The organism is Aquabacterium lacunae (genome assembly GCF_004310865.1).
GTDB lineage: Bacteria > Pseudomonadota > Gammaproteobacteria > Burkholderiales > Burkholderiaceae_C > Aquabacterium > Aquabacterium lacunae.
The window spans coordinates 20,520-45,505 of the sequence record NZ_SIXI01000008.1 but is presented as its reverse complement, the minus strand read 5'-3'; the positions used below and the strand labels follow the sequence as shown (position 1 = coordinate 45,505).

26 protein-coding genes are annotated in these 24,986 nt (G+C 68.4%); 21 read left to right on the top strand and 5 right to left on the bottom strand.

Annotated features, from left to right (window positions below):
• Positions 1–14: 14 nt before the first annotated feature.
• The 6 genes from EYS42_RS15795 to EYS42_RS15770 are packed head-to-tail and all read left to right on the top strand — an operon-like array spanning position 15 to position 6,044.
• Positions 15–1,115: a glycosyltransferase family 4 protein gene (locus EYS42_RS15795; RefSeq protein WP_130969169.1), complete on the top strand. Its 1,101-nt coding sequence runs from the start codon at positions 15–17 to the stop codon at positions 1,113–1,115.
• Complete coding sequence (locus tag EYS42_RS15790) at positions 1,112–1,714, top strand: serine O-acetyltransferase (protein WP_130969168.1); 603 nt, start codon at positions 1,112–1,114, stop codon at positions 1,712–1,714. The genes EYS42_RS15795 and EYS42_RS15790 overlap by 4 nt, the downstream gene beginning before the upstream one ends.
• Positions 1,711–2,328, top strand: a complete 618-nt coding sequence (locus EYS42_RS15785) for a serine O-acetyltransferase (protein WP_130969167.1) — start codon at positions 1,711–1,713, stop codon at positions 2,326–2,328. Before EYS42_RS15790 ends, EYS42_RS15785 begins: the two co-directional genes overlap by 4 nt.
• Positions 2,325–3,263, top strand: a complete 939-nt coding sequence (locus tag EYS42_RS15780) for a glycosyltransferase family 2 protein (RefSeq protein ID WP_130969166.1) — start codon at positions 2,325–2,327, stop codon at positions 3,261–3,263. The genes EYS42_RS15785 and EYS42_RS15780 overlap by 4 nt, the downstream gene beginning before the upstream one ends.
• A gap of 3 nt (positions 3,264–3,266) precedes the next feature.
• A complete protein-coding gene (locus tag EYS42_RS15775) occupies positions 3,267–4,883 on the top strand; it encodes an alpha-L-arabinofuranosidase family protein (protein ID WP_130969165.1) in 1,617 nt (538 codons plus the stop codon).
• Between the two features lie 12 nt (positions 4,884–4,895).
• Positions 4,896–6,044, top strand: a complete 1,149-nt coding sequence (locus EYS42_RS15770; RefSeq protein ID WP_130969164.1) for a glycosyltransferase family 4 protein — start codon at positions 4,896–4,898, stop codon at positions 6,042–6,044.
• Here the strand turns inward: EYS42_RS15770 and EYS42_RS17370 are convergent.
• The gene (locus tag EYS42_RS17370; protein WP_245503670.1) at positions 6,031–7,074 is read right to left on the bottom strand and encodes a hypothetical protein; all 1,044 of its coding nucleotides are present in this window, start codon (positions 7,072–7,074) and stop codon (positions 6,031–6,033) included. The genes EYS42_RS15770 and EYS42_RS17370 overlap by 14 nt on opposite strands.
• A gap of 219 nt (positions 7,075–7,293) precedes the next feature.
• On the opposite strand from EYS42_RS17370, the gene EYS42_RS15760 reads away from it, so the two are divergent.
• Positions 7,294–7,554: a hypothetical protein gene (locus EYS42_RS15760; RefSeq protein WP_130969163.1), complete on the top strand. Its 261-nt coding sequence runs from the start codon at positions 7,294–7,296 to the stop codon at positions 7,552–7,554.
• 30 nt (positions 7,555–7,584) lie between these two features.
• Here EYS42_RS15760 and acuI read toward each other — a convergent pair whose 3' ends face one another.
• The gene (gene acuI, locus EYS42_RS15755) at positions 7,585–8,577 is read right to left on the bottom strand and encodes an acrylyl-CoA reductase (NADPH) (protein ID WP_130969162.1); all 993 of its coding nucleotides are present in this window, start codon (positions 8,575–8,577) and stop codon (positions 7,585–7,587) included.
• 131 nt (positions 8,578–8,708) lie between these two features.
• On the opposite strand from acuI, the gene EYS42_RS15750 reads away from it, so the two are divergent.
• A complete protein-coding gene (locus tag EYS42_RS15750; RefSeq protein ID WP_130969161.1) occupies positions 8,709–10,916 on the top strand; it encodes a sensor histidine kinase in 2,208 nt (735 codons plus the stop codon).
• A gap of 24 nt (positions 10,917–10,940) precedes the next feature.
• Here EYS42_RS15750 and EYS42_RS15745 read toward each other — a convergent pair whose 3' ends face one another.
• The 3 genes from EYS42_RS15745 to EYS42_RS15735 all read right to left on the bottom strand — a co-directional run bounded on the left by EYS42_RS15745 (position 10,941) and on the right by EYS42_RS15735 (position 12,922).
• The gene (locus tag EYS42_RS15745) at positions 10,941–12,224 is read right to left on the bottom strand and encodes an MFS transporter (protein WP_130969160.1); all 1,284 of its coding nucleotides are present in this window, start codon (positions 12,222–12,224) and stop codon (positions 10,941–10,943) included.
• Between the two features lie 14 nt (positions 12,225–12,238).
• Positions 12,239–12,589 (bottom strand): nucleotide pyrophosphohydrolase, encoded by a 351-nt coding sequence (locus EYS42_RS15740; protein WP_130969159.1) that lies wholly within the window; start codon positions 12,587–12,589, stop codon positions 12,239–12,241.
• Between the two features lie 63 nt (positions 12,590–12,652).
• Entirely contained in the window at positions 12,653–12,922 is a 270-nt protein-coding gene (locus tag EYS42_RS15735; RefSeq protein ID WP_130969158.1) for a hypothetical protein, read from the bottom strand.
• Positions 12,923–13,110: 188 nt separating this feature from the next.
• Here EYS42_RS15735 and EYS42_RS15730 point away from each other — a divergent pair, with 188 nt between their 5' ends.
• The 13 genes from EYS42_RS15730 (at position 13,111) to EYS42_RS15670 (ending at position 24,985) form a co-directional block, all read left to right on the top strand.
• Positions 13,111–14,229 (top strand): BMP family ABC transporter substrate-binding protein, encoded by a 1,119-nt coding sequence (locus tag EYS42_RS15730; protein ID WP_130969157.1) that lies wholly within the window; start codon positions 13,111–13,113, stop codon positions 14,227–14,229.
• A gap of 5 nt (positions 14,230–14,234) precedes the next feature.
• Complete coding sequence (locus tag EYS42_RS15725; protein ID WP_130969156.1) at positions 14,235–15,404, top strand: ABC transporter permease; 1,170 nt, start codon at positions 14,235–14,237, stop codon at positions 15,402–15,404.
• On the top strand, positions 15,401–16,342 hold the full coding sequence (locus EYS42_RS15720; protein ID WP_130969155.1) for an ABC transporter permease: 942 nt from the start codon (positions 15,401–15,403) through the stop codon (positions 16,340–16,342). Before EYS42_RS15725 ends, EYS42_RS15720 begins: the two co-directional genes overlap by 4 nt.
• A 36-nt stretch (positions 16,343–16,378) precedes the next feature.
• Positions 16,379–17,434: a formamidase gene (locus EYS42_RS15715; RefSeq protein WP_130969154.1), complete on the top strand. Its 1,056-nt coding sequence runs from the start codon at positions 16,379–16,381 to the stop codon at positions 17,432–17,434.
• On the top strand, positions 17,431–18,156 hold the full coding sequence (gene biuH / locus EYS42_RS15710) for a biuret amidohydrolase (protein WP_130969153.1): 726 nt from the start codon (positions 17,431–17,433) through the stop codon (positions 18,154–18,156). The genes EYS42_RS15715 and biuH overlap by 4 nt, the downstream gene beginning before the upstream one ends.
• Before the next feature lie 40 nt (positions 18,157–18,196).
• On the top strand, positions 18,197–19,192 hold the full coding sequence (locus tag EYS42_RS15705) for an ABC transporter substrate-binding protein (RefSeq protein ID WP_130969152.1): 996 nt from the start codon (positions 18,197–18,199) through the stop codon (positions 19,190–19,192).
• A 13-nt stretch (positions 19,193–19,205) separates the two neighbouring features.
• Entirely contained in the window at positions 19,206–19,991 is a 786-nt protein-coding gene (locus EYS42_RS15700; protein WP_130969151.1) for an ABC transporter permease, read from the top strand.
• Positions 19,988–20,776 (top strand): ABC transporter ATP-binding protein, encoded by a 789-nt coding sequence (locus tag EYS42_RS15695; protein WP_130969150.1) that lies wholly within the window; start codon positions 19,988–19,990, stop codon positions 20,774–20,776. The genes EYS42_RS15700 and EYS42_RS15695 overlap by 4 nt, the downstream gene beginning before the upstream one ends.
• Positions 20,773–22,395: an ABC transporter ATP-binding protein gene (locus EYS42_RS15690; RefSeq protein WP_130969149.1), complete on the top strand. Its 1,623-nt coding sequence runs from the start codon at positions 20,773–20,775 to the stop codon at positions 22,393–22,395. The genes EYS42_RS15695 and EYS42_RS15690 overlap by 4 nt, the downstream gene beginning before the upstream one ends.
• Positions 22,392–23,057 (top strand): cysteine hydrolase family protein, encoded by a 666-nt coding sequence (locus EYS42_RS15685; protein WP_130969148.1) that lies wholly within the window; start codon positions 22,392–22,394, stop codon positions 23,055–23,057. Before EYS42_RS15690 ends, EYS42_RS15685 begins: the two co-directional genes overlap by 4 nt.
• Complete coding sequence (gene hpxZ / locus EYS42_RS15680; RefSeq protein WP_130969147.1) at positions 23,054–23,458, top strand: oxalurate catabolism protein HpxZ; 405 nt, start codon at positions 23,054–23,056, stop codon at positions 23,456–23,458. The genes EYS42_RS15685 and hpxZ overlap by 4 nt, the downstream gene beginning before the upstream one ends.
• On the top strand, positions 23,455–24,186 hold the full coding sequence (locus EYS42_RS15675; protein WP_130969146.1) for a GntR family transcriptional regulator: 732 nt from the start codon (positions 23,455–23,457) through the stop codon (positions 24,184–24,186). The genes hpxZ and EYS42_RS15675 overlap by 4 nt, the downstream gene beginning before the upstream one ends.
• Before the next feature lie 103 nt (positions 24,187–24,289).
• On the top strand, positions 24,290–24,985 hold the full coding sequence (locus EYS42_RS15670) for a DUF4197 domain-containing protein (RefSeq protein ID WP_130969145.1): 696 nt from the start codon (positions 24,290–24,292) through the stop codon (positions 24,983–24,985).
• Position 24,986 lies beyond the last annotated feature (1 nt).

Here is a 24,986-nt window from a genome sequence, read left to right as displayed (position 1 = left end):
CCCCCTTGACCGCCATGCGCATCCTGCACCTCGACCCTGACGACATGGACAACCCGCTGTCCGGTGGTGGGCCCGTGCGCACCTTCGAGATCTGCCGACGCCTGGCACGCCGGCACGAGATCACTGTGCTCACGCCCACCTTCGAGGGCTCCACGCCCACGCTGGAACGCGAGGGCATCCAGTACGTGCGCCTGGGCCGCAAGATCAGGAACCACGGCTCCTCGCACCACTTCACCTTCCTGGCCAGCCTGCCGCGCGCCGTGCGCGAGCGCCAGCACGACCTGCTGGTGGAAGACTTCATGCCACCCTGCTCGGCCACCTGGACCCCCTGGTTCCGTCGCCGTGACAAACCCCTGATCGCCTCGGTGCAGTGGTTCTTCGCCGACGAATGGACGCGCCAGTACAAGCTGCCCTTCCACTGGGGCCAGGCCTGGGGCGTGCGCTGGTACGAACGCTTCGTGGTGCTCACCGACGACATGCGTCAGACCATCGAAGGCCTGAACCCGAAGGCTCAGTGCCGCTTGCTGCCCAACGGGGTGGACGACAGCTTTTACGCCATCGAGCCTGTGGTGGGTGACTTCCTCTTGTACCTGGGCCGCATCCAGGTGCACGCCAAAGGCCTGGACCTGCTGCTGCAGGCGCTGGCCACCATCGCACCCGAGCGTCGCCCGCGTCTGGTGCTGGCCGGCAGCGGCTTTGAAGAACCGCTGCTGCACCAGTGGCTGGCCGACACCGGCATGGGGCCGTGGGTGCACCTGACAGGCCATGTCAACGCCCCCCAGCGCGCCGAGCTGCTGCGCACCTGCCGCTTCATGGTGATGCCCTCGCGCATCGAGACCTTCGGCATGACCATCGCCGAAGCCCATGCGGCCGGCAAGGCCTGTGTGGTGTTCGATGCCGCCCCCATGCACGAAGTGGCCGCGCCCGACAGCCCCCGGGCCAAGGCCTTCGATGCGCGGTCGCTGGCTGCTGTCATCGAGCACTGGCACCATCGGCCCGATGCCGAGCTGGCCCAGCTCGGCGCCTCGGCCCGGCAGTGGGCCCGGCGCTACAACTGGGACACCGTGGCCGCGGCCCAGGAAGCCTTTTACCTCGAAGCCTGCGAACGCCCATGAGCACTTCAACGCTTCCACCCACTTTGCAAGACCCCACCACCTGGGCCGAAGCCCGGGCCCTGTTCCGTGCCGACTTCAGTCGCTGGGTGCAGTGGCTGGGCGGTGGCTCGGCCGCTCAGAAGGCCTACTGGTTCTGCCTGCCCAGTGTGCAGGCCCTGCTGTGGTTCCGCGTGGCCCGCTGCCTGTTCCTCAAGGGGCACCGCAACAGCGCCCGCCTGATCAGCCTGATCAGCCTGTACCTCACCCGCATCGAGATCCCGCCCACCAGCTCCATCGGGCCGGGTTGCATCATCCCGCACGCGGAAGGCGTGATCGTGTGCGGACGACTGGGTGCGCGCGCCACCTTGTCGGGCAGCTGCGGCATCGGTGGCGGCGCCCGCGAAGGCGATGTCGGTGGTGGCCCTGGTCTGCCCTGGGTGGGTGACGACGTGTTCTTCGGCCAGGGCGCCGTGGTTCTGGGCGCCCTGCGCGTGGGCCATGGCGTGGTGCTGGGCGCCTGCACGCTCACGCTCGACGACGTGCCCGACCGCGCCACCGTGATCGCACCCGTGGCCACGGAAGAGCCCTCCTGCAACTCCCTTGACCCTGCTCGCGCATGACAGACACCACACTGGACGCCCACACGGACGCCCCCCTGAGCTGGGCCCGCACCCGCGCCCTGATCGCGTCAGACGCGCGCCGCATGTTCGCTGGCAATGGCGGCGGCTCGCTGCCACAGCGCATGTTCTGGCTGCTGATGCCCACCTACCAGGCCCTGTTCTGGTACCGCCTGTCACGCTACTGCTTCCTGCGCGGATGGCGCAACACAGCGCGGCTGCTGTTCCTGTTCAACCTGTACCGCACGCGGGTGGAGATCCCGCCCACCACCGACATCGGCGAGGCCTGCCTGATCGGCCATGCCAGCGGCGTGGTGCTGTACGGCCGCATTGGCGCGCGCGCCACCATCTACGGTGACGCGAAGATCGGTGGGGGCATCGACAACAGCATCGACATCGGCGCCGGCCCGGGTTACCCCATCCTGGGTGACGACGTGACCCTGGGCTACCGTGCCGCGGTGCTGGGCCCCTTCCGCGTGGGTGACGGTGCCCGACTGGGTCCCTTTGCGCTGGCGGTGTACGACGTGCCCGCGGGCGCCAAACTCAGGGCCCGCAAGTCGGTCATCATGCGTCCCGCTGACGCCGCGGCACCCGCATCTCAAGGGCCACAGGCATGAGCATCGAAGCCTCCATCATCATCGTCAACTGGAAAGTGTGCGAGCTGCTGCGCGCCTGCCTGCAGTCGGTGCGCGACCAGGCGGGCCTGCGCATGGACCAGATGGAAGTCATCGTGGTCGACAACGACTCGCGCGACGGCAGCGTCGAGATGGTGCGCGCCGAATTCCCCGAGGTGCGCCTGATCGCCAACGCCGACAACCCGGGCTTTGGCAAGGCCAACAATCAGGCCCTGCCGTTCTGCACCGGCCGTTATGTGGTGCTGCTGAACCCTGACACCGTGTTGCTCGACGGCGCCATTGGCACCATGGTGCGCCGCATGGACGCCTGCCCTGACGTGGCCACCATGGGCTGCCGCCTGCTGAACGCCGATGGCAGCCTGCAGCGCTGGACCGGTGGCGCCTTCCCGCGCGCACTGAACCTGGCCAACCACTACCTCTTCCTCGACCGGCTGCTGCCACGGGCCATGCGGCCCATGCCCCTGTACCTGGACCACGACGCCCAGGCCGAGATCGATGTCGACTGGGTGAGCGGTGCGTTCATGATCCTGCGCACCGGCATGCTGGGTGGGCAGCTGTTCAACCCGGCCTTCTTCATGTACGGCGAAGACATGGAGCTGTGCCACCGCCTGAAACTGGCGGGCCACCGCGTGGTCTACAGCCCGGCGGCGTCGATCATTCACTACCAGGGCGCCAGCATGAAGCAGCAACAGGGCGATGTGCTGCTGTCCTCGCTGAAGGGCCCGCGCCAGTTCTACCGCCAGATGCGCGGGCCGCAGGGCCTGTGGATCTTCGACCTGTTCACCGTCAGTGGTTTTGGCCTGCGCTGGCTGCTGTACCGCCTGGCCAGCTGGGTGAAGCCGCAAGGCAACTACCAGGCCCGCGCGGCCTCCAGCCTCGACCTGATGGGGCGGGCCTGGCGCATCATGAAAGGCTGAGCCATGCTGAACCGACGCCAGTGGTTGTCTCGTGGTGGGGCCTTGCTGGGCACCACGCTGGTGGGCGCCTGCGGCGCCGGCGGCAACCCGGTGGCGCAGGTGCAGGCCATGCTGCAAACACCCATTCGCTCGGCCACGGGCCAGCCCAATGCCCTGAGCCTGCAGCTCGACCCGCGCGCGGCGGGTGTGGCCGTGAACCGGGCCGTGCTGGGCCAGAACCTGCACTGGGTGGACCGCGGCGACGAGATGTTCGACAGCGCAGCCGAACTTCGCCCGGCCATGGCCAGCCTGGCCGCCCGGGTGGGCACCACCAGCCTGCGCTACCCCGGCGGCCTGCAGTCAGACACCTTCCACTGGAAGCTGGGCATGGGCCTGCGCACCGAACGCGGCCTGAACGAGCACGCCAACGCCAAGCGCTTTCAGCCCACCCTGGTGGGCACACAAGAGCTCCTGGAGCTGTGTGAACAACTGGGCGCCCAGCCCCTGATCACCGTGAACCTGGCCTCGGGCACCGCGGCCGAAGCGGCCGACTGGGTGCGGGCCGTGAACGTCACCGGCCTGACCTCGCGCCGCACCGGGCAGCGCCTGCCCCGCGTGCCCCTGTGGGAGCTGGGCAACGAGCCCTACCTGCAGCCCGAAGAGCAACCCGCCCTGTGGATGAACGCCAGCGCCTTTGCGCAAAAGGCCCGTGAGTTCGCCAAAGCCATGCGGCAGGTGGACCCAGGCATTGCCCTGTCGCTGCCCATCACGCTCGACAAGCGCCATGGCGTGCCCGCCACACCCTTGCCCGGTTTCGCGCGCGAAGTGCTGGCCAGCCCCATCGAGGGGGTGAGCCACTTCAGCCTGCACAACGCCTACCTGCCCTTCGGGGCCGATGCCGAGCACAGCACCGACCGCCTGTACTGGGCCGCCATGGCCGCCGGTCGGGGCCTGAGTGCCGACCTGGCTGCCAACCGCCAGCTGCTGGCCGAGCTGCAACCGGGTGCCACGCCGCGCTGGGCCCTCACCGAGTTCAACGCGCTGTTCAGCCTGGGCCGCAGCACCGACACGCTCACGCTGTCGCCCGCCGGTGGCCTGGCCCTGGCCGAGCTGCTGCGCCAGCTGGTGCTGGAGCCTGACGTGGAACTGGCCCAGGGCTGGTCGCTGTCGGGCAATGGCTTTTTCGGGGCCATCCACCCCGACGCCTGGTTGCGCCCCACCGGTCAGGTGCTGGCGCTGTTCCGCGAAGGCCTGGTGGGCCAGCGCCTGCCCTGCACCCTGCAAGCGCCCACGGTGAACACGCCCGCGCTGGGCTTCACGCCGGCGGCCGAGAACCTGCCCGTGGCCACCGCCCTGGCCTGCCGCGAAGGCGACACCCTGCGCCTGCTGGTGCTGCACAAAGACCCTGCCAACCCGGCCGAGCTGACGCTGCAGCTGGGCGCCCACCGCATCGACAGTGGCCGCATCAGCCAGCTGAGCACCGAGCAGCTGTTCGACACGCGCGACGTGCCCGACACGCTGCGTCGCACCGACCGCGGCTGGGCGGCGCCTCCGGGTGCCCCCACCCTGAGCCTGCCCCCCCACAGCCTGACCCTGCTCACCCTGGTGCTCAGCCCCCAGCCCGAGACGGCCACCGCCTGAGCCCCGCCGACCATGCCCGCGCCACGCCGCCCCCGCATTGGGGTCGATTTCCACACCTTCGACGGCATCTTCCAGGGCAGCCGCAGCCACCTGCTGGGCCTGTACGAAGCGGCCATTGCCCAGGCCCCTGACCTCGATTTCCACCTGTTGCTGGCCGACACCGAGCGCCTGGTGGCCGAGCACCCGGCCTTCGGCGCCCCCAACGTGCACCGCGTGCCCATGCCCCATCGCAACGGCCTGGTGCGCCTGGCCTGGCAGCTGCCGCGCCTGCAGCAGCAACTGGGCCTGGACCTGTTCCACCTGCAGTACCGCCTGCCGCTGTGGACGGCCGGTCCCTGTGTGTGCACCATCCATGACGTGCTGTTCGAGACGCACCCGCAGTTCTTCTCCAAGGCCTTCACCGCCTTTGCACGCCTTTCAAGCCGCGATGCCTTGCGCCGTTCTCAAGCGCTTTTCACCGTCAGTGAGTACTCACGTCAATCGATGGTGCAGGCCTATGGCACGGCGCCTGAGCGCATCACCGTCACGCACAACGGGGTCGACACCCAGCGCTTCCATGCCGGGCCAGAAGGCGCCGACCTGGTGCAGGCGCACGGGCTGCAGCCCGGCGGCTACCTGTGCATCGTGGGCCGGCTGGAGCCCCGCAAGAACCACGTGAACCTGGTGCAGGCCTACGCCCGCCTCCCCAAGCCGCGCCCACCGCTGGTGGTGGTCGGCCAGCGCGATTTCGCCTTCGAAGCGGTGTTCGAGGTGGTACAGCGCGAGGGCCTGCAGCACGAGGTGCGCTTCCTGGAGCGTGTGGGCGACGCCGAGCTGCCCGCCTTGATCCGCCACAGCGCGGCCTTCGTGTACCCCACCTGGGCCGAAGGCTTCGGCATGCCGGTGCTCGAGGCCATGGCCTGTGGCGTGCCGGTGGTCACCTCCAGCACCACCTCGTTGCCCGAAGTGTCCGGTGACGTGGCCTTCCTGTGCCCGCCTGACGATGTGGCCGCCCTGGCCCAGGCCATGGCCCTAGCCCTGAACGAAGCCCCGGCGGCGCGCCAGCAGCGCATCCAGCGTGGCATCGAGCGGGCGCAGCAGTTCACCTGGCAGCGCTCGGCGCAGGCCCTGCTGGGCGAAATGCGCCGCCTGCTGGCCCGGCAGGGCCTCACACCTGGGTGACCAGCCCCCGCATCTCGACCACCTCGAAGTTCGAGCCCTTCACCTGGGCCAGCTGACCGACCAGGGTGTCGTTGTCCCAGCGGTCGTCCGGGGCGCCACTGACAAACCAGTTGCTGCCGTTGTCGGCCACGAACATGCCGTGGGTTTGCATGGCCGTGAGGATGGCCTTGACTTCGGGCGAAAAGCCGGCCGGGATCTGGTAACCGGCCTTCAGTCGCACCCGCATGCCCATGGGCGGCAGGTTGGCGCTCGTGTTCGCACTGGCGTAATGCGTGGCCGGCGGCACGAACGCGCGGCGCGTGCGGGCCACGGTGAAGCGCAGCGCATGGCGGATGCCACCCGGGCCCAGGCGGGCTTCGTCGTAGCGCACCAGGCCCGGGAAAATGGGCAAGCCAGCGGCGTCGGCACTGGTCCAGCCAGGCTGGGCCGTGGGGCGCACGGCGTTGCTGTCGGCATGGAACACGGCCCCGCAGTGGGCCTGCCAGCTGCCATCGGCCTGCGGCTCGGCACCACCGATTTCGTACAGGCGGTCGTTGTCGCGGTCGACCACCAGCACGTGCCGATCCCCCTGGCTGGCAGGGCCCCCTTCGATGGGTGCATCACGCGGCACCGGGTAGGGGCCAGGGTCACTTTCATCGCCATAAAGCGTCCAGACCATGGGCACGCGCGCCTGCTGGCCAGACACCACCACATACGGGATGCCGATGGGCTGCCCTTCGTACAGGCCTGCACCGAAATCGGGGTGCAGCCCGGTGTTCAGGCCGATGCTGGCGATCAGGGCGTCGGAATTGGGGTCTGGGGGCAGGGCCCGCACGTCCAGGTTCCACGCGTTGTCATCGGGGAACGGGCGTGCCCCATGGAGCGAGGCGCCCACGCCCAGGGAAGCGGCCTGCAGGCGGCCTGAGCCGCCAGGGGCTGCAATCTGCGACTGAGGTGCGCCACCGGCACCGCCGCCTCCGCAGCCGGGCAGGGCGCCAATCAAAGGCAGGGTGCCCAGCCACTGCAGGGCCTGGCGTCGGGTGTGCGGCATGGAGGTCTCCTCGGGTCCGCTCAGGGTGAGGCCGACAGGCAGCACCTCGTTTCAGCAGCGCCCACCCTGCAAAAAGCTTTACGTCTGCTGACGAAGCCATGCCCGAAATTGCAGGTGCTGACAGGGGTTTATCCGGTGGGCACGTGAATCGTTCACGCCGTACAACGTGAGGTGTGCAGCGTCGGCATCCCTCGGCGCACGCCCTTCCAAGGAGGCGAGATGACCGGTTCCCAAGGTTCGCAGTCGTTCCGTTCCCGTTCACGTCAGTGGTCTGCCCTGGCCTGTGTGGTCCTGGCCGGGGTGGCATTGCTGGCGTTTGCGCAGCAGCATCCGGTGTTCGGTCTGCTGGCCCTGTGCGGTGCCGCCACACTGTTCAAAGGCAGCGCCCTGAACCCACGCCATGCACGACGGCCCGCTCGCGTCGCACAGACTGTGCTGCCTGCCAGCGGCAGGCGCCGCCCCCTGCGCAAGGCAGCCTGACCATCGCCTTGCGCCCACCCGGCGCGGGCCTCAGGCGTTCACATCCACCACCACACGGCCACGCACCTGCCCTGCCAGCAACTGGCGGGCGGTGTCGATGGCCTCGTTCAGACCGATGGTGCGGCTGATCGCCGCCAGCACGGCCGGGTCGAGGTCACGGGCCAGGCGCTGCCAGGCTTGCAGGCGCAAGGCCTTGGGGGCCATCACGCTGTCGATGCCGGCCAGGGTCACACCCCGCAGAATGAACGGCGCCACGGTGGCGGGCAGGTCCATGCCGCCAGCCAGGCCGCAGGCCGTGACCACACCCCCGTACTGGGTGGCAGCGCAGACATTGGCCAGCGTGTGGCTGCCCACGGTGTCGACCGCGCCGGCCCAGCGTTCTTTGGTCAGCGGCTTGCCCGGCGCGGCAAAGGCCTCGCGGGGCAGCACCTCAGCGGCGCCGAGCTGCTTCAGGTAGTCGGCCTCCTGCGGGCGGCCGGTCACGGCGGCCACGCGGTAACCCAGGCGCGCCAGCAAGGCCACCGCCACACTGCCCACGCCACCGGCCGCACCCGTCACCACCACCTCGCCCCGCTCGGGCGTGATGCCATGGCGCTCCAGGGCCATCACGCACAGCATGGCGGTGTAGCCCGCCGTGCCGATGGCCATGGCCTGCGCCGGGGTGAAGGCGGCAGGCAGCGGCACCAGCCAGTCGCCTTTCAGGCGTGCCTTCTGGGCCAGGCCGCCCCAGTGGGTTTCGCCCACGCCCCAGCCATTGAGCACCACGGCATCACCGGGCTTGAACTCGGGGTGCTGGCTGTCCAGCACCGTACCGGCCAGGTCGATGCCCGGCACCATCGGGAATTTGCGCACCACCGGTGACTGACCCGTGATGGCCAGGCCGTCCTTGTAGTTCAGGGTGGAGCACGCCACCTGCACGGTCACGGCGCCCTCGGGCACCTCGGGCAGGGCGCTGTCGTCCAGCTCGCGCAAAGTGGCGCGGTAACCCTGGTCGTCCTTGTCGATGCAGATGGCCTTGAACATGGTGCGTGTCTCCTCGGGAATGCAGTCAGCGGTCGGCCTGCAGCATACCCCTTGGCGAGCCTGGGGCCCTGTGGTCTACTGCACACCGGACGTACGCCGTATCACGCGGGAAACACAGCCGGGAGACAACCATGTCGGGGCCCCCTTGGCGGATGCGAACGAACCTGGCCGTGCTGGTCGCAGCCTGTGTGCTGCCGGCTGCCATTGTGGCTGGGCTTCTGGTGTTCCGTGACTATCAGGAAAGCCGGCAGAACACCTTGCGGGGGCTGTTCAGCGCGGCGCGGGCCACGGCAGCCACACTCGACCGTGACCTCACCGGCATTGAAAGCGGGCTGCGCGTGCTGGCCGCCACCACCGCCCTGGCCGAAGACGACCTGCGGGCCTTCCATGCCGAAGCCAGCCATGCCTTGCCCACCCAGCAGATCACCAACTACGTGCTGATCGATCGGCAAGGCCAACAGCGCCTCAACACCCTGCGCCCACCCGATGCCCCCCTGCCCACCACCGACACGCCCCCGGTGCTGCTGTCGGTGTTCGACAAGCCACGCCCCGTGCTGTCCGACCTGTTCACCGGGCCTGTCACCGGCAAACCCACGGTCACCCTGGGTGTGCCGGTGCTGCGGGAAGGGCGTGTGGTCTACGTGCTCAATGCCGGGCTGGTACCCGAGCGTTTGCTCGACGTCATCAAGTCACAGCACCTGCCGCCCCACTACGTGTGCGCCATCCTTGACAGTCGAGGGCGCATCGTGGCGCGCAGCCACGACATGGCCCGCCACATCGGTCGTTACGCAGTACCTGACCTGGTGCAGGCCGTGACCCGCCAGCAAGAGGGGCAGATCGAGACCGTCACGCTGGAGGGCACGCCAGTGGTCAGTGCCTTCGTGCATTCGAGCGTGTCGGGCTGGAGCGTGGTGATCGGCATCCCGCAGGCCACGCTGTCGGCCGGCTTGCAAGAGGCGCTGGGCTGGCTGGTGGGCTCGACGCTGCTGCTTTTTTCAGTGACTCTGGGCCTGGCCTGGTGGCTGGCTCGCCACCGGGTGATGCGCCCCACCGACCGTCTGCTCGACCAGATGAATCGCATCACACTGGGCTTTGTCGACGAGCCCGAGCCCGTCGAGCACCGGGTGCGCGAATTCGCCTCGCTCCAAAAAGGGCTGGACACCATGCGCCGCCGGCTGAAAGCTCATGACGACGAACGCAACGCGGTACTGCACCGACTTGAAACCGTGCTGGAAGCCATCACCGACGGCTTCGTTCTCGTCGATGAGCAATGGTGCGTACGCCACGTGAACGCCCGCGCCGAATCGCTGCTGTGCGAACCCCGTGAAGCCTTGCTGGGCCTGGTGTTGTGGGACGTGTTGGCACCGGCCGACATCACGGTGCTGCGGCCGCATTTCGAGCGCGCCATGCGGCGCCACGAAGCCGAGCATTTCGAATGCCACCTGCCCGCCCTCAACCTGTGGCTGGAGGTGCGGCTGTTCCCTGGCGAAACCGGGCTGTCGGCCTACCTGCAAGACGTGAGCGCCGTGCGTGCTGCACGAGAAGCCCTGGAGGCACAGCGCCTGGCTGAGGCATCCAGCCTGGCCAAGACCGAGTTCCTGTCGCGCATGAGCCATGAACTGCGCACACCGTTGAACGCCGTGCTGGGTTTTGCCCAGTTGCTGGAGATGGACCGCCAGGAGCCCCTGAGCGCCCGGCAGCGCGAACGCATGCGGCACATCATCGATTCGGGCCAGCACCTGCTGGACATGATCAGCGAGGTGCTGGATGTCTCGCGCATCGAATCGGGCACGCTGAAAGTGCAGATCGGGCCCGTGGATGCAGCCCAGGTGGCGCGCGAATGTGAGCACATGCTGCAGACCGATGCGGCTCGGTTGGGCCTGAGCCTGCGTGTGATGACGACCGGCTCGCACCTGCCTGTGTTGGCTGACCCCACTCGCCTCAAGCAGGTGATGCTGAACCTGATGAGCAATGCACTGAAGTACAACCGCAGTGGTGGTCGGGTCGATGTGAGTCTGGTGCCCAGTCAGGGCCGGCTGGCGGTGGAGGTGCGCGACACCGGCCTGGGCATGAGCGCCGATCAGCTGGGGCACCTGTTCGAGCCCTTCAACCGACTGGGCCGTGAACACAGCGGCCTTCCGGGCACGGGCATCGGCCTGGTGATCAGCCAGCGCTTGCTGCACATGATGGGCGGACATTTGCAGGTGCGCTCAGAAGAGCAGGTGGGCACCACTTTCAGCTTCGAGTTGCCAATGGCGGGGGGGGCTCGCACCGACACGCATGCCGCCTCGCCCCTGCCGATGGACAGCCCCCAAGCCCCCATGCGCACCCTGCACTGAAGGACCCTGTACCGCACGACGTTCTCAGGGCCGCCAGACCGCCTGCACCCGGGGGTGCACAGGGTGATGGTCCAGCCAGCGAACCAGCACCCATACGCCAACCACAGCCAGCACGGTGCCCAGCACGAAGGTGGCTGTGTAGCCCACTGCATCGCCCAGCACACCGGCCAGCAAATTGGCCAGGCCCGACACCCCCACCACCACGCTGGCCAGCACGGTGTAGTCAGTGCCCGCATGCTCAGGTTCGCACACGTCCATCATCAAGGCAAACAGGGCGACGGTGGCCATGGTGCCTGCCAAGCCCTCCAGCATGGTGACGGTCCACAGGCAGGCCATGCCCCCCCAGCCCACCGCCACCACCGCATACAGCCCCAGAGACAAGGCCTGCATCAGGCCGGCCCACCACAAGGCCGCGCGGCGGCCGAAGCGCCACATGAACCAGCCACCCAGCACCGCACCCAGCAAGGAGGTGCCAGAGCCGGCCACGCCCTTGATCAGCGCCATCGTGTCCTTGGGCACTTGCAGGTCGGCCATGAAAGGCATGACCAGTGAGCCCACCATCTGCTCACCCAGCCGATAGGCCAGGATCAACAGGGCCAAGGTGCGAACTGGTGGTGTGCACAGGCGGCGCCACCAGTGAAGCCAAAGCCCATGCGCCTGAGCTGGTGCCAGGCTTCGGGCCGGCGGGGTTGCAGCCCGGCGGTCGGTGTGGGCATCGGTGGGGGCCCCGGCAGGCAGACGCCACACGGGCCACAAGGTCAGGGCCAGGGCGCCTGCCATGGCCGCGTACATCCAGCCACTGCCGTGTCGGGCATACAACCACATCAAGCCACCGCCGCCCAGGATCATGCCCACGCGGTAGGCACCCACCTGCAAGGCATTGGCCAGGCCACGTTGCGGCCCATCGAGCAGGCGCACGGCCAGGGCATCGGTCACCACATCCTGGGTGGCGGCCAGCAGGTTGAACAGCAGCACCACGGCCAGCAAGGCCAGGCTGTCAGCGCCGGGTTGCCACACGGCCATGGCCAGGGCCAGCACGGTAGCGCCGCCCTGCAGGCCCAGCAGCCAGCGACGCGAATGGCCGTGGGCGTCCAGCCAGGGCGCCCACAGGAACTTCAGCGCCCAAGGCAGGGCCAGGAACTGCAGCAGGCTCAGCGCCTTGAGCGACCAGCCCTGTTCGCGCAACAGCACCGGCAGGGCCAGCGTGAAGAACCCGAAGGGCAGACCCTGGGCCGCGTACAGGCTTGCCAGCAAAGGGCCATGGGGCAAGCGCCACCAGGGCAGCTCAGGCGCGGAAGGGCTCGTCATCGGTCAAAGAACCTTCAGGCCTTGTCCGCCGGCACCGGGAAGCGCCCCTCGTTGATGCGCATCTTGTCCTGGGCGGCCTGCACCAGGTCCACCTGCAGGCTGTCGGCCAGCTGCACCAGGTACAGCAGCACGTCGGCCATTTCCAGGCGCACCGCTTCGTGCACGTCGGGGGGCAGGGCGCGGCTTTGTGCCTCGGTCAGCCACTGGAAGGGCTCGAGCAGCTCGCCGGCTTCGACCACCAGGGCCGAGGCCAGGTTCTTGGGCGCATGGAAAGGCCCCCACTGGCGGGCCTGCGCGAACGCGCGCAGCGCCTGCTGTAACTGGTTCAGGGAATCGGCGGGTGGGCAGGGGGCGTCAAGGCTCATGTGCGCATGGTACCCAAGCGCCACCGCCCACCTGCAGGCCGCGCGGCTCAGGAGCTCAGAGGCTCAGCGGCGCGCGTCGGCCAGGGGCTTCCAGTGCAGGAAGCCGAACAGCAGGGTCAGCAGGGCGCTGACCACGAAGGGGCCGCGGTACAGGGCCACGGCCTTGCGGAACACCGCGATCTCCAGCAGGTGAGCGGCGAGCAGGCCCAGGGCACCCAGCTGCATCCAGTGGGTGATCTCGGGCGTCAGGGGCGCAGGCAGCACCACGAACACAGACGCCAGGGTGACCAGGTAAAAGGCGATCAGCGCGATCTTGTTGAGGGCATAGAACATCGTGTCTCCTCGAATAATTGACAACGGATCATGTCACAAATTAGGGTGCGCGGAAAAGGGATCTCTGGCGACAAGGCTGGCACGCCTCTCGCTTGTATACCAGTCGGTACATCACCCGAGTGCCCGCCTGCTGTGTGGCGGTGCATGCCGGGCCGATGCCTGCAACACGCTGGTGCAAGGAGATGCGCATGTCACTGGATCAATGGAATCGTCGGGACTGGATCAAGACCCTGGGCGCCACGGGCGCTTCGCTGGCCGCCGGAGGGCTGGCCTTGCCCGCCTGGGCCCAGAAGCCCCTGACGATCGGCATGATCTACGTCGGCCCGAAGGACGACTTCGGCTACAACCAATCGCACTACGAAGCCGCCATGGCCATCAAGGCCATGCCCGGCATCCAGATGGTGGGCGAAGAGAACGTGCCGGAAACCCAGGCCGTTCAAAAGACCATGCAGGGCATGATCTCGCAGGACGGCGCCACGCTGCTGTTCCCCACCTCGTTCGGCTACTTCAACCCGCACATCCTGGAGGTGGCCAAGAAGAACCCCGACGTGCGCTTCTCGCACTGCGGCGGCCTGTGGGATGCGGCCAAGCACCCCAAGAGCGTGGGCAGCTTCTTCGGCTACATCGACGAGTGCCAGTACCTCAACGGTGTGATCGCCGGCCACATGACCAAGTCGAAGAAGATCGGCTTCATCGCGGCCAAGCCCATCCCGCAGGTGCTGCGCAACATCAACGCCTTCACGCTGGGCGCCAAGTCGGTCAAGCCCGATATCACCTGTTCGGTCATCTTCACTGGTGACTGGTCGATGCCCGTGAAAGAGGCCGAGGCCACCAACAGCCTGGCCGACCAGGGCGTCGATGTGTTCACCATGCACGTCGACGGCCCCAAGGTGATCGTGGAAACCGCGGCCAAGCGCGGCAAGTTCGTGTGTGGCTACCACGCCTCGCAGGCCAAGCTGGCGCCCAACGCCTACCTGACCGGCGCCGAGTGGAACTGGGTCACGCCCTACAAGCAGATCGTGGACGCCGCACGCACCGGCAAGCCGCACCCCAACTTCATGCGCGGTGGCCTGAAGGAAGGCTATGTGAAGACCTCGCCTTATGGCGCCATGGTGCCCGAAGGCGCACGCAAGCAGGCCGATGCCATCAAGGCCGCCATGCTGAAGGACGAGTTCGAGATCTTCAAGGGCGAGCTCAAGGACAACACCGGCAAGGTGGTGATTCCCAAGGGCACCGTGATGAAGCAGACCGACGTGGCCCTGGAAGGCATGAACTGGCTGGTCGAAGGCGTGATCGGCAAGGTCTGAGCCCCATGAGCAGCACCCTGCCTTCCGCCTGGCCCCTGCGCGCGGCCAACCTGTTCGACGCGCTGGGCCTGCCGCTGCTGGCCCTGGCTGGCGCGGTGCTGCTGTTCGGCGGCTTTGTGTGGCTGGGCGGCGCCAGCCCGGTGGAGGCCTGGGTGCTGCTGTTCAAAGGCGCCTTTGGCGACGCTTTTTCCTGGCAGAACACGCTGCAGCGGGCCGCCCCGCTGATGCTCACGGCCCTGTGCGTGGCCATCCCCTTCCAGGCCGGCCTGATGGTGATCGGCGGGGAAGGGGCGCTGGTGCTGGGCGGCCTGGCCTGCGCCGCCCTGCCCATGTTCATGCCGCTGCCCGTGGGCGTGCCCGGCACGGTGCTGGTGCTGGTGGCCAGCGCGGCCGCAGGGGCCGCCTGGATCGCGCTGGTGGGCGCCATGCGACAGTTCCGCGGCGTGAACGAAACCATCGGCTCGCTGCTGATGGGCTACCTGGCCATCGGCCTGTTCAAACACTGGGTGGAAGGCCCGCTGCGCGACCCGGCCAGCCTGAACAAGCCTTCGACCCTGCCTTTGCCCGAGACCAACCTGCTGGGCCTGCTGCCCGGCTGGGAGGTGCACTGGGGCCTGGTGTGGGGCGTGGTGGCCTGCGTGGCCGCGGGCCTGTGGCTGCTGGGCAGCACGCATGGCTTTGCCACGCGGGTGGTGGGCGGCAATGCGCGCGCTGCGCGCCTGGTGGGCCTGCCCAGCCACCGCCTGATCCTCACCGCTTGTGCCTTGGGTGGCGCGGGTGCCGGCCTGGCCGGTGGCATCGAAGTGGCTGCTGTGCACACCTCGGCCAATGCCTCCCTGATCGTGGGGCTGGGCTACACGGGCATCCTGGTGTCGTTTGTGGCCCGCCACCAGCCACTGGCCATCGTGCCGGTGGCCATCCTGTTTGGCGGCTTTGGCGCGGCTGGCAGCCTGCTGCAACGCCGCCTCGACCTGCCCGATGCCTCGGTGCTGGTGCTGCAGGGCTTTGCCTTCGTGCTGATCCTGGCCGCTGAAGCCTGGCGCGGCCGCCTGGGCCCGTGGCTCACGGCCCGCGCCCAGATGGCCGGGCAAGCCGAGCCCACCCACGAAACCAGCCGCCAGCGGCTTCAACGCGAAGCCCTGGCCGCACTGCGCAAGCGCAAGGAGGCCGCATGAGCGATGTCAGCACCTTCAGCACCCTCGGCCTGTGGGGCGATGTGGCGGTGGCCGTGCTGGGCGGTGCCATCCGCGTGGGCACGCCCTTCCTGTTCGTGAGCCTGGGCGAATGCCTCACGGAGAAATCGGGCCGCATCAACCTGGGCCTGGAAGGCGTGCTGGTGCTGTCGGCCATGGCGGCCTTTGGCGGCAGTTACCTCACGGGCTCGGCCTGGCTGGGCGTGCTGATCGGTTGCTGCGCCGGCGCCCTGCTGGCGCTGCTGCACGGCCTGCTGTGCTCGCTGCCCCGTGTGAACGACATCGCCACCGGCATCGCGCTGATGCTGCTGGGTGCGGGCCTGGCCTTCTACCTGGGCAAACCGCTGATCCAACCGCAGGCCGCGCAAATCCCGGCGCTGGAGCTGGGCGCCTGGAGCAGCTCGCCCCAGGTGCAGGCCGCACTGCGCATCAATGCGCTGTTCCCTCTGGGCGTGGCCCTGGCGGCCTTCCTGGCCTGGGCCCTGGCCAACACGCGCTGGGGCCTGATCGTGCGCATGGCCGGCGACAGCAGCGACGCCGCACGCGCCCTGGGCTATTCCGTCAACACGGTGCGCGTGCTGGCCACCACCGCGGGTGGCTTCATCGCCGGGTTGGGCGGGGCCTCGCTGTCGCTGCACTACCCGGGCAGCTGGAACGAAGGCCTGTCGAGCGGGCAGGGCCTGATCGCCGTGGCCCTGGTCATCTTCGCGCGCTGGCGCCCCATGGCCTGCCTGGGCGCGGCCCTGCTGTTCGGCGGTGCGGGCGCATTGGGCCCGGCCCTGCAGTCGGTGGGCATCGGCTGGGGCTACCACCTCTTCAACGCCGTGCCCTATGCGCTGACCCTGCTGATCCTGCTGTGGACCTGCAGCCCGCGACGCTCGCTGCAAGGCGCGCCGCTGGAACTGGGCATGTCGCGCTGAGCGCAGATTTCTTCCTGATCAACACGGAGCACAGGCATGAGCGGACTCGGTGGATTGAACAAGACGCCTTCGGGCATGGTGATGGGCCTGGTGCAGCTGCAGCTGCCCGTGGTCGACACACCCACCCAGCTGGCGGCGCAAACGCAGCGCATCGTCGAGATGGTGGGCAAGGCCCGCCGCAGCTACCCGGGCATGGACCTGGTGGTGTTCCCCGAGTACTCGCTGCACGGCCTGAGCATGAGCACGGCCGATGAACTGATGGTCACGCTCGATGGCCCAGAGGTGGCCGCCTTCAAGGCCGCGTGCGTGGCGCACCAGATCTGGGGCTGCTTCTCGATCATGGAGAAGAACCCCGGCGGCATGCCCTACAACACCGGCCTGGTCATCGACGACCAGGGCCAGCTGCAGCTGTACTACCGCAAGTACCACCCGTGGGTGCCGGTCGAGCCCTGGGAGCCCGGCAACATGGGCATCCCCGTCATCACGGGGCCCAAGGGCGTGAAGCTGGCGCTCATCATCTGCCACGACGGCATGTTCCCCGAGATGGCGCGCGAATGCGCCTACCAGGGCGCCGAAGTCATGATCCGGACCGCGGGCTACACAGCGCCCATTCGCCACGCCTGGCAGATCACCAACCAGGCCAACGCCTTCCAGAATCTGATGGTCACGGCCAGCGTGTGCCTGTGCGGCAGCGACGGCACCTTCGATTCCATGGGCGAGGCCATGGTGTGCAACTTCGATGGCACCGTGATGGCGCAAGGCGGTGGCCGCCCCGACGAGATCGTGTGCGCCGAAGTGCGCGCCGACCTGGTGCGCGAAGCCCGCCAGCACTGGGGCGTCGAGAACAACATCTACCAGTTCTTCCACCGCGGCTATGTGGCCGTGAAGGGTGGCGCGCAAGACTGCCCCTACACCTTCATGCAGGACATGGTGGCCAGCACCGCACGCCTGCCCTGGGAGGCTGAAGTGGCCCACACCGACGGCCGAAGCTGCGGCTTCGCCCCGCCCACCCGCCACTTCCAGGGCAGCGAGCCCAACCTGCTGACCGCCGCTGCAGCCACCGCACAACCCGACCTGAAGGACGCCGCATGAACCCCACCACCTTCGTGGATGCCCGCCCCTACGCCTGGCCCTACAACGGCGACTTCCGCCCCACCAACACGGCGCTGGTCATCATCGACATGCAGACCGACTTCTGCGGTGTGGGTGGCTACGTGGACAAGATGGGCTACGACATCAGCGCCACGCGTGCGCCCATCGAGCCGCTGAAGGTGCTGCTGGCCGAAGCCCGCCGCGTGGGCATGCACGTGATCCACACCCGCGAAGGGCACCGCCCCGACCTGAGCGACCTGCCGGCCAACAAGCGCTGGCGCTCGCGCCAGATCGGCACCAATGGCGTGGGCATTGGCGACGCCGGGCCTTGCGGCCGCATCCTGGTGCGGGGCGAACCCGGCTGGGACATCATCCCCGAGCTCTACCCCGTCGCGGGCGAACCCATCATCGACAAGCCGGGCAAGGGCAGCTTCTGCGCCACCGACCTCGAGCTGATCCTGCGCACCCGTGGCATCGAGAACCTGATCCTCACGGGCATCACGACCGACGTGTGCGTGCACACCACCATGCGCGAGGCCAATGACCGCGGCTTCGAGTGCGTGATGCTGACCGACTGCACCGGCGCCACCGACCCCGGCAACCACGCCGCCGCGTTTTCGATGATCCAGATGCAGGGGGGCGTCTTCGGCGCCTTCACCGATTCCAAGGCCGTGCTGCAAGCCACCCGCGCCTGGCCCGCCGTGGCCGCGCAGGCGGCCTGAGCCCTTCAACCTCCCCCTTGCCCAACCGCCACCCCACGCCATGAGCCAGAACCCACGCCAGACCTCCTCCCGTCGCCAGTTCATCCAGACCTCGGCCGCCGCCTTGGCCTTGGGGGCCGGCGTGCCCACCGCACACGCGCAGGACGACAAGATCCTCATCGGCTTCTGGCCGGTGGCCTCGGGCCTGCCCCTGTTCACCGCGCTTGAGCGGGGCTTCTTCAAGGAGGCGGGCCTGAACGTGGAGGGCGTGAAGTTCGCCAGCGCGCAACAGGTGGCCGAGGCCATGATCGCCGGGCGCATCCACGGCTCGGCCAACGGCACCGCCTCGGCTGTGCTGGCCCTGGCCGAGATCACCTCGCCTGGCCTGTTCAAGATCATCTGTTCCAACCCCTCGAACCACAAGCTGGTGCTCGATCAGTTCGTGGTGCCCATCGACAGCCCGGTCAAATCGATCGCCGACCTCAAGGGCAAGCGTGTGGCCTCGGGCCCGGGCATCCAGAACGTCACGCTGGCCAAGATCATCCTGGAGAAGAACGGCATTGCCGATGCCAAGGTGACCGAGCTGCCCATCGGCCAGCACGTGGCCGCCCTGGCCGCCGGCCAGATCGATGCCGTGTACACGCTGGAGCCCACCGGCACCTCGGGCCGGCTCAAGGGCCTGACCCGCGTGCTGGAAAACGGCGTGATCGCCAAGTACGTGCTGGGGGCCGCCGATGCGCCCTGGTTCGGCGGCTCGGCCTCGCTCACCACCACCTTCCTGAAAGAGCGTCCCGAGGCCGCGAAGAAGTACATCGCGGCCTACGCCAAGGCCGTGGATTTCGTACGCAAGAACCCGGCCGATGTGCGTCGACACCTCGACGGCTTCACCGCCATTGACGAGACCCTGGTCAAGGAGGTGCCGCTGTCGGGCTTCGTGATGTACAACGAGTTCACCCCGTCGGACCTGAGCTACTTCCAGAAGTTCTTCGACGTGTTCGCCGAACGCAAGATCTTCTCGCGCCCGGTGCCGGTCAAGTCATTGATCTACGGCGGCTGAGCCGGAGGCCCCCATGCGTGTGCCCCTGAACTGGTCCAGTCCCTGGCTGTCCACCCGCTGGCTGCCGCTGATCGGCCCGCTGCTGCTGTTCGGCCTGTGGGAGCTGGTGATCTCGGCGCAGTGGGTCAAGCCGGTGCTGCTGCCCCCACCGGGTGACACCCTGGCCCACCTGTGGGAGGTCACGCACACCGGGGCCATCCGCGAAGACTTCATGGCCACGCTCACACGCACGCTGTCGGCCTTCGGCATCGCCGTGGCCATCGGCGTGCCCCTGGGCGTGATGCTGGGCAGCTCGGTCCTGGCCTACCGCAGCGTCGAGTTCCTGATCGACTTTTTCCGCTCCACGCCTTCGTCGGCCCTGATCCCGCTGTTCCTGCTGATCTTCGGCATCACCGACGTCAACAAGATCGCCATCGCGGCCTTTGCCGCCGTGCTGCTGGTGCTGTTCAACAGCGCCTACGGCGTGATGAACGCCAAGAAAACCCGCGTGATGGCCGCTCAGATCATGGGCGTGAGCCGTTGGCACGTGTTCAAGGACGTGATGCTGATGGAGAGCCTGCCGCAGACCTTCGTGGGCCTGCGCACCGGGGTGTCGATGGCGCTGGTCATCGTGATCGTGGCCGAAATGTTCATCGGCTCGGAAACCGGCCTGGGGCACCGCATCATCGATGCGCAGCAGGTGTTCAACGTCAAGGACATGTACACCTCCATCCTGATCACAGGCGCCCTGGGCTACCTGCTCAACCTGGCCTTCCTGCTGATCGAACAACGCATCGTGCACTGGAGCGGCAAAGCATGAGCGCCCTGATCGACCCCGTGGTGGCCACGGCCCGCCCGCACGTCACGGTGCGTGGCCTGAGCAAGGCCTTTGCCGGCCAGCCCCTCTACACCGACTTCCACCTCGACCTGCCACGCGGGCGCATCGTCTCGATCTTCGGGCCCAACGGCTGCGGCAAATCGACGCTGATGAACATGATCGCCGGGCTGATCCCGCTGGACGCTGGCGAGATCCTGTTCGACGGCAAGACCCTGAAACAGACGCAGATCGGCTACGTGTTCCAGAACTACCGCGATGCGCTGTTCCCCTGGCTCACGGCCCGCGACAACATCGCCTACCCCTTGCGACGCCAGGGCATGAAGGAAGCGGCCGTGCAGGCCCGGGTGGACGAGCTGATCGCGCTGTTCGAGATCCGCTTCGACCTGAAACGCTACCCCTATGAACTGTCGGGCGGGCAGCAGCAGACCGTGTGCATCATGCGGGCCCTGGCCCCCAGCCCCGAGGTCATGTTCCTGGACGAGCCGTTTTCCGCGCTCGACTTCGAGATGACCCTGTTCATCCGCGAAAAGCTGCAGGAGGCCCACCTGGCCACCGGCACCACCATGGTCATCGTGTCGCACGACCTGGAAGACGCCGTGTTCCTGGCCGACGAGATCCTGCTGCTGACCCGCCGCCCCACCCGCATCGCCGAGATCGTGCCCTTCCACCTGCCGCGCCCGCGCAGGCCCGAGTCGGTGGCCGACCCCGAGTTCGTGCGCGTGAAGGCCCGCACCCTCGAAGTGTTCAGAAGGGAAATGGCCGCATGACCGCCCCCCTCGACCCCACCCCGCGCAAGGCAGGCGCACTGGCCCTGTCCACCTACCAGCTCACCAAGCGCTTTGGCAGCTTCACCGCGCTCGACCACGTCGACATCGAGGTGCGGCCCGGCACGGTGCATGCCCTGCTGGGCGAAAACGGCGCGGGCAAAAGCACCCTGGTCAAGGCCATCGTGGGCTACCACCTGCCGGACGAAGGCGCCGTGCTGATCGACGGCCGCGAGCAGGCCATCGCCTCGCCCGTGGTGGCGCGCCAGCTGGGCATCGGCATGGTCTACCAGCACTTCACCGTGGTGCCCGGCATGACGGTGGCCGAGAACCTGCTGCTGGCCAAGGGCGAGCTGCCCGCCATCATCCACTGGAAGCAGGTGCGCGCCGAACTGGAAGCCTTCCTGGCCACCACGCCCTTCCGGCTCGACCTCGACGCGCGGCCCATGGACCTGTCGGCCGGTGAGAAGCAGAAGCTCGAAATCCTCAAGCAGCTGTACCTGAAGCCGCGGCTGCTGATTTTGGACGAGCCCACCTCGGTGCTGACCCCGCAGGAAGCCGACGAGGTGCTGGGCGCGCTGCGCGACCGCGCGCACGCCGGTGAGGTCAGCGTGATCATGATCTCGCACAAGTTCCGCGAGGTGATGGAAGTGGCCGACGACGTGAGCGTGCTGCGCCGCGGCCAACTCATGGGCAGCCACCGTGTGGCCGACACCACCCCCACCCGCCTGGGCGCCGAGATGATGGGCCTGACCGACGAAGCACAAGGCCAGGCCGCGGCATCGCCAGGCCTGGTCTCGGCCGTGGGCGGCACCGCCGGGCAGCGCATGCCGCGCGAGCCCTTCCCGCAAGGCCCCATCCGCCTGCGCATCGACCGCTTGCAGGTGGGCGGTGACCGGGGCGAGGCCGCCGTGCAGAACCTGTCGCTGCAGGTGCGCGCCGGCGAGATCGTGGGCGTGGCCGGCGTGTCGGGCAATGGCCAGCGCGAGCTGATGGAAGCCCTGGTGGGCCAGCGCGAACGGCTGGGTGGGCAGGTGTACATCGGCAAGGAGGCCTACCGCGCCACCCGCGAGCAGAACCAGCGCCTGAACGTGCGCAGCCTGCCCGAAGAGCCCCTGCGCAACGCCTGCGTGGGTGACCTGAGCGTGGCACGTAACATGGGCCTGCGCCGCTTCGACCAGGCGCCAGTGGCCCGTGCCGGCTGGGTGCGTGGCGGTTTGCTGCGCCAGCAGGCCCGCGCCCTGATCGAGGCCTACCGCGTGAAGACACAAGGCGAGAACGCGCCCATCCGCTCGCTTTCCGGGGGCAATGTGCAACGCGCCGTGCTGGCCCGCGAACTCGACGGCCAGGTCGACGTGCTGCTGGTGGCCAACCCGGTGTTCGGCCTCGACTTTGCTGCCGTGTCCGAGATCCATGCACGCCTGATGGCCGTGCGCAATGGCGGTGGTGCGGTGCTGCTGATCAGCGAAGACCTCGACGAGCTGCTGCGCCTGGCCGACCGCATCGTGGTGATCAGCGAAGGCCGCATCGTGCACGAATGCGACGCCGCCGACGCCGACCGCCATGTGCTGGGCGCCTGCATGGGCGGCCACGACCACGCGCCCCTGGAGGCCGCCGCATGATCACACTGCCTGCCCAACCCTTTGCCTACACCTTCGAGCTGGCCCGCACCGCGCTGGTCATCATCGACATGCAGCGCGACTTCGTCGAGCCCGGCGGCTTTGGTGCCTCGCTGGGCAACGACGTGCGCCCCCTGCAGGCCATCATCGCGCCGCTGCAGGCCCTGCTGGCCGCCTGGCGCGCTGCCGGGGGCTGTGTGGTGCACACCCGCGAAGGCCATGTGCCCGACCTGTCCGACTGCCCGCCCGCCAAGCGCGACCGCGGCCAGCCCGCCCTGCGCATTGGCGACGCGGGGCCCATGGGCCGTCTGCTGGTGCATGGCGAGCCCGGCCACGCCATCGTGCCCGAGCTGGCGCCACAGCCCGGCGAGGTCGTGATCGACAAGCCCGGCAAGGGCGCCTTCTACGCCACCCCCTTGCAAGCCGAGCTGCAGGCCCGCGGCATCACGCACCTGCTGGTGGCAGGGGTCACCACCGAGGTGTGCGTGCAGACCACGATGCGCGAAGCCAATGACCGGGGCTACGACTGCCTGCTGCTGGAAGACTGCACCGAAAGCTACTTCCTCGCGTTCAAGGCCGCCACGCTGGCCATGGTGCGCGCCCAGGGCGCCATCGTGGGGTGGACCGCCCCCAGCACCGCGGTGCTGAAAGCCCTCGCCTCATGAGCATCACCCCCGACCAGATCGACCTGCCGGCCGTGTGCGCCGAACTGCAGGCCGAGTTCACCCGCTACGAAGCCGCCCTGATGGCCAACGACGTGCAGGCCCTCAACGACTTCTTCTGGTGCGACCCGCGCGTCACGCGGTACGGCATCGCCGACAAGCAACTGGGCCATGAAGCCCTGGTGCGCTACCGGGCCCAGGTGCCAGCCCCCGATTTCACGCGGGCACTGCACCGCGTGCGCCTGCACAGCTTCGGGCCCGACCTGGCCGTGGCCCAATGCGAGTTCACCCGCAGCGACACCCCCTTGCACGGTTTCCAGACCCAGACCTGGGCGCGCCTGCCCGAAGGCTGGAAAATCGTGGCCGCTCACGTGAGCATGGTGCCGCCCTTCCCAGACCCATGAACCTGCCCGCCCCAGCCTTCGCTGCCCCCAGCGCCACCGAGCGTGTCGCGCCCAGCGCCTTCACGCTGGCCGAGCGCGCTTACGCCGAGATCAAGCAGCTGATCTTCGACTTCCAGCTGCTGCCGGGCGACCGCTTCTCGGAGAGCGACCTGGCCCAGCGCGTGCAGGTCAGTCGCACCCCCTTGCGACAGGCCCTGCAACGCCTGCAACGCGAAGGCTTCCTGCAGGTGTTCCCGAAAAGCGGCTGGCGGGTCAGCCCGCTCGATTTCGAGGCCTTCGACCAGCTCTACGACCTGCGCGTGCTGCTGGAGTGCCACGCCGTGGCCCGCCTGTGCGAAATGGAAGAGCGCCCCACGCTCAAGGCCCTGGCGCACGACTGGCTGGTGCCCGAGGCCGAGCGCCTGCAAGCCGCCCTGCCGGTCGACCGGCTGGACGAAACCTTCCACCACGCCCTGGTGCAGGCCACGGGCAACCAGGAAATGGTGCGCGTGCACGCCGACATCACCGAGCGCATCCGCATCATCCGGCGCCTGGACTTCACCCAGCGCCGCCGGGTAGACGCCACCTACGACGAACACGCCCGCATCCTGCGGGCCATCACCCGCCGTCGCAGCGACGAGGCCCAGCGCCTGCTGCGCGCCCACATCGAGCAAAGCAAGCTGGAAGTGCGGCACATCACGCTGGACATGCTCTACCAGGCCCGCCAGCGCGCCCAGGCCGCGCCCTGACCTCGTCACTTGAGGCAATGGCAGGCGCGCCGCCCTTGGCCTACAGTGCGGCATGGGCTGGGGGCGCCTTCTGCCCCGCCCACTCTGACCTGACCGGGGCCCCATGCAACGTCGCACATTCCTGCACCACACCTCCCTCGGCCTGCTCGTGGCCGCCGCGCACCAGCAAGCCTGGGCCCTGAGCCTGGCCGACCTGTCCAGCAAAGACGCCAGCGCCGGCGTCAAGGCTGCCCTGGAAAAGGGCGCGCTGGCCGCGGTCAGCCTGCTGGGCCAGCCCGACGGCTTCCTGGCCAACCCCAAGGTCAAGATCGAGCTGCCCGGCTTTCTGGAAGACGCCGCCCGCGTGCTGCGCATGACCGGCCAGGGTCGCAAGGTCGACGAGCTGGTCACCGGCATGAACCGCGCCGCCGAAGCCGCCGTGCCCATGGGCAAAGACCTGCTGGTGAACGCCGTCAAGACCATGAGCGTGACCGACGCCAAGCAGATCCTCTCGGGCGGCGACAACGCCGTCACCCAGTTCTTTGCCGACAAGACCCGCGCCCCCCTGGGCGAGAAGTTCCTGCCCGTGGTCACCCGCGCCACCCAACAGGTCGACCTGGCCAAAAGCTACAACCGCGTGGCTGGCAAGCTGGCCAGCACCGGCCTGCTCAAGGGCGACGACGCCAACATCGAGCGCTATGTCACGGGCAAGACGCTTGACGGGCTCTACACCCTGATCGGCGAAGAAGAGCGCAAGATCCGGCAAGACCCGGTGGGCACCGGCAGCGCCATCCTCAAGAAGGTGTTCGGCGCGCGCTGAG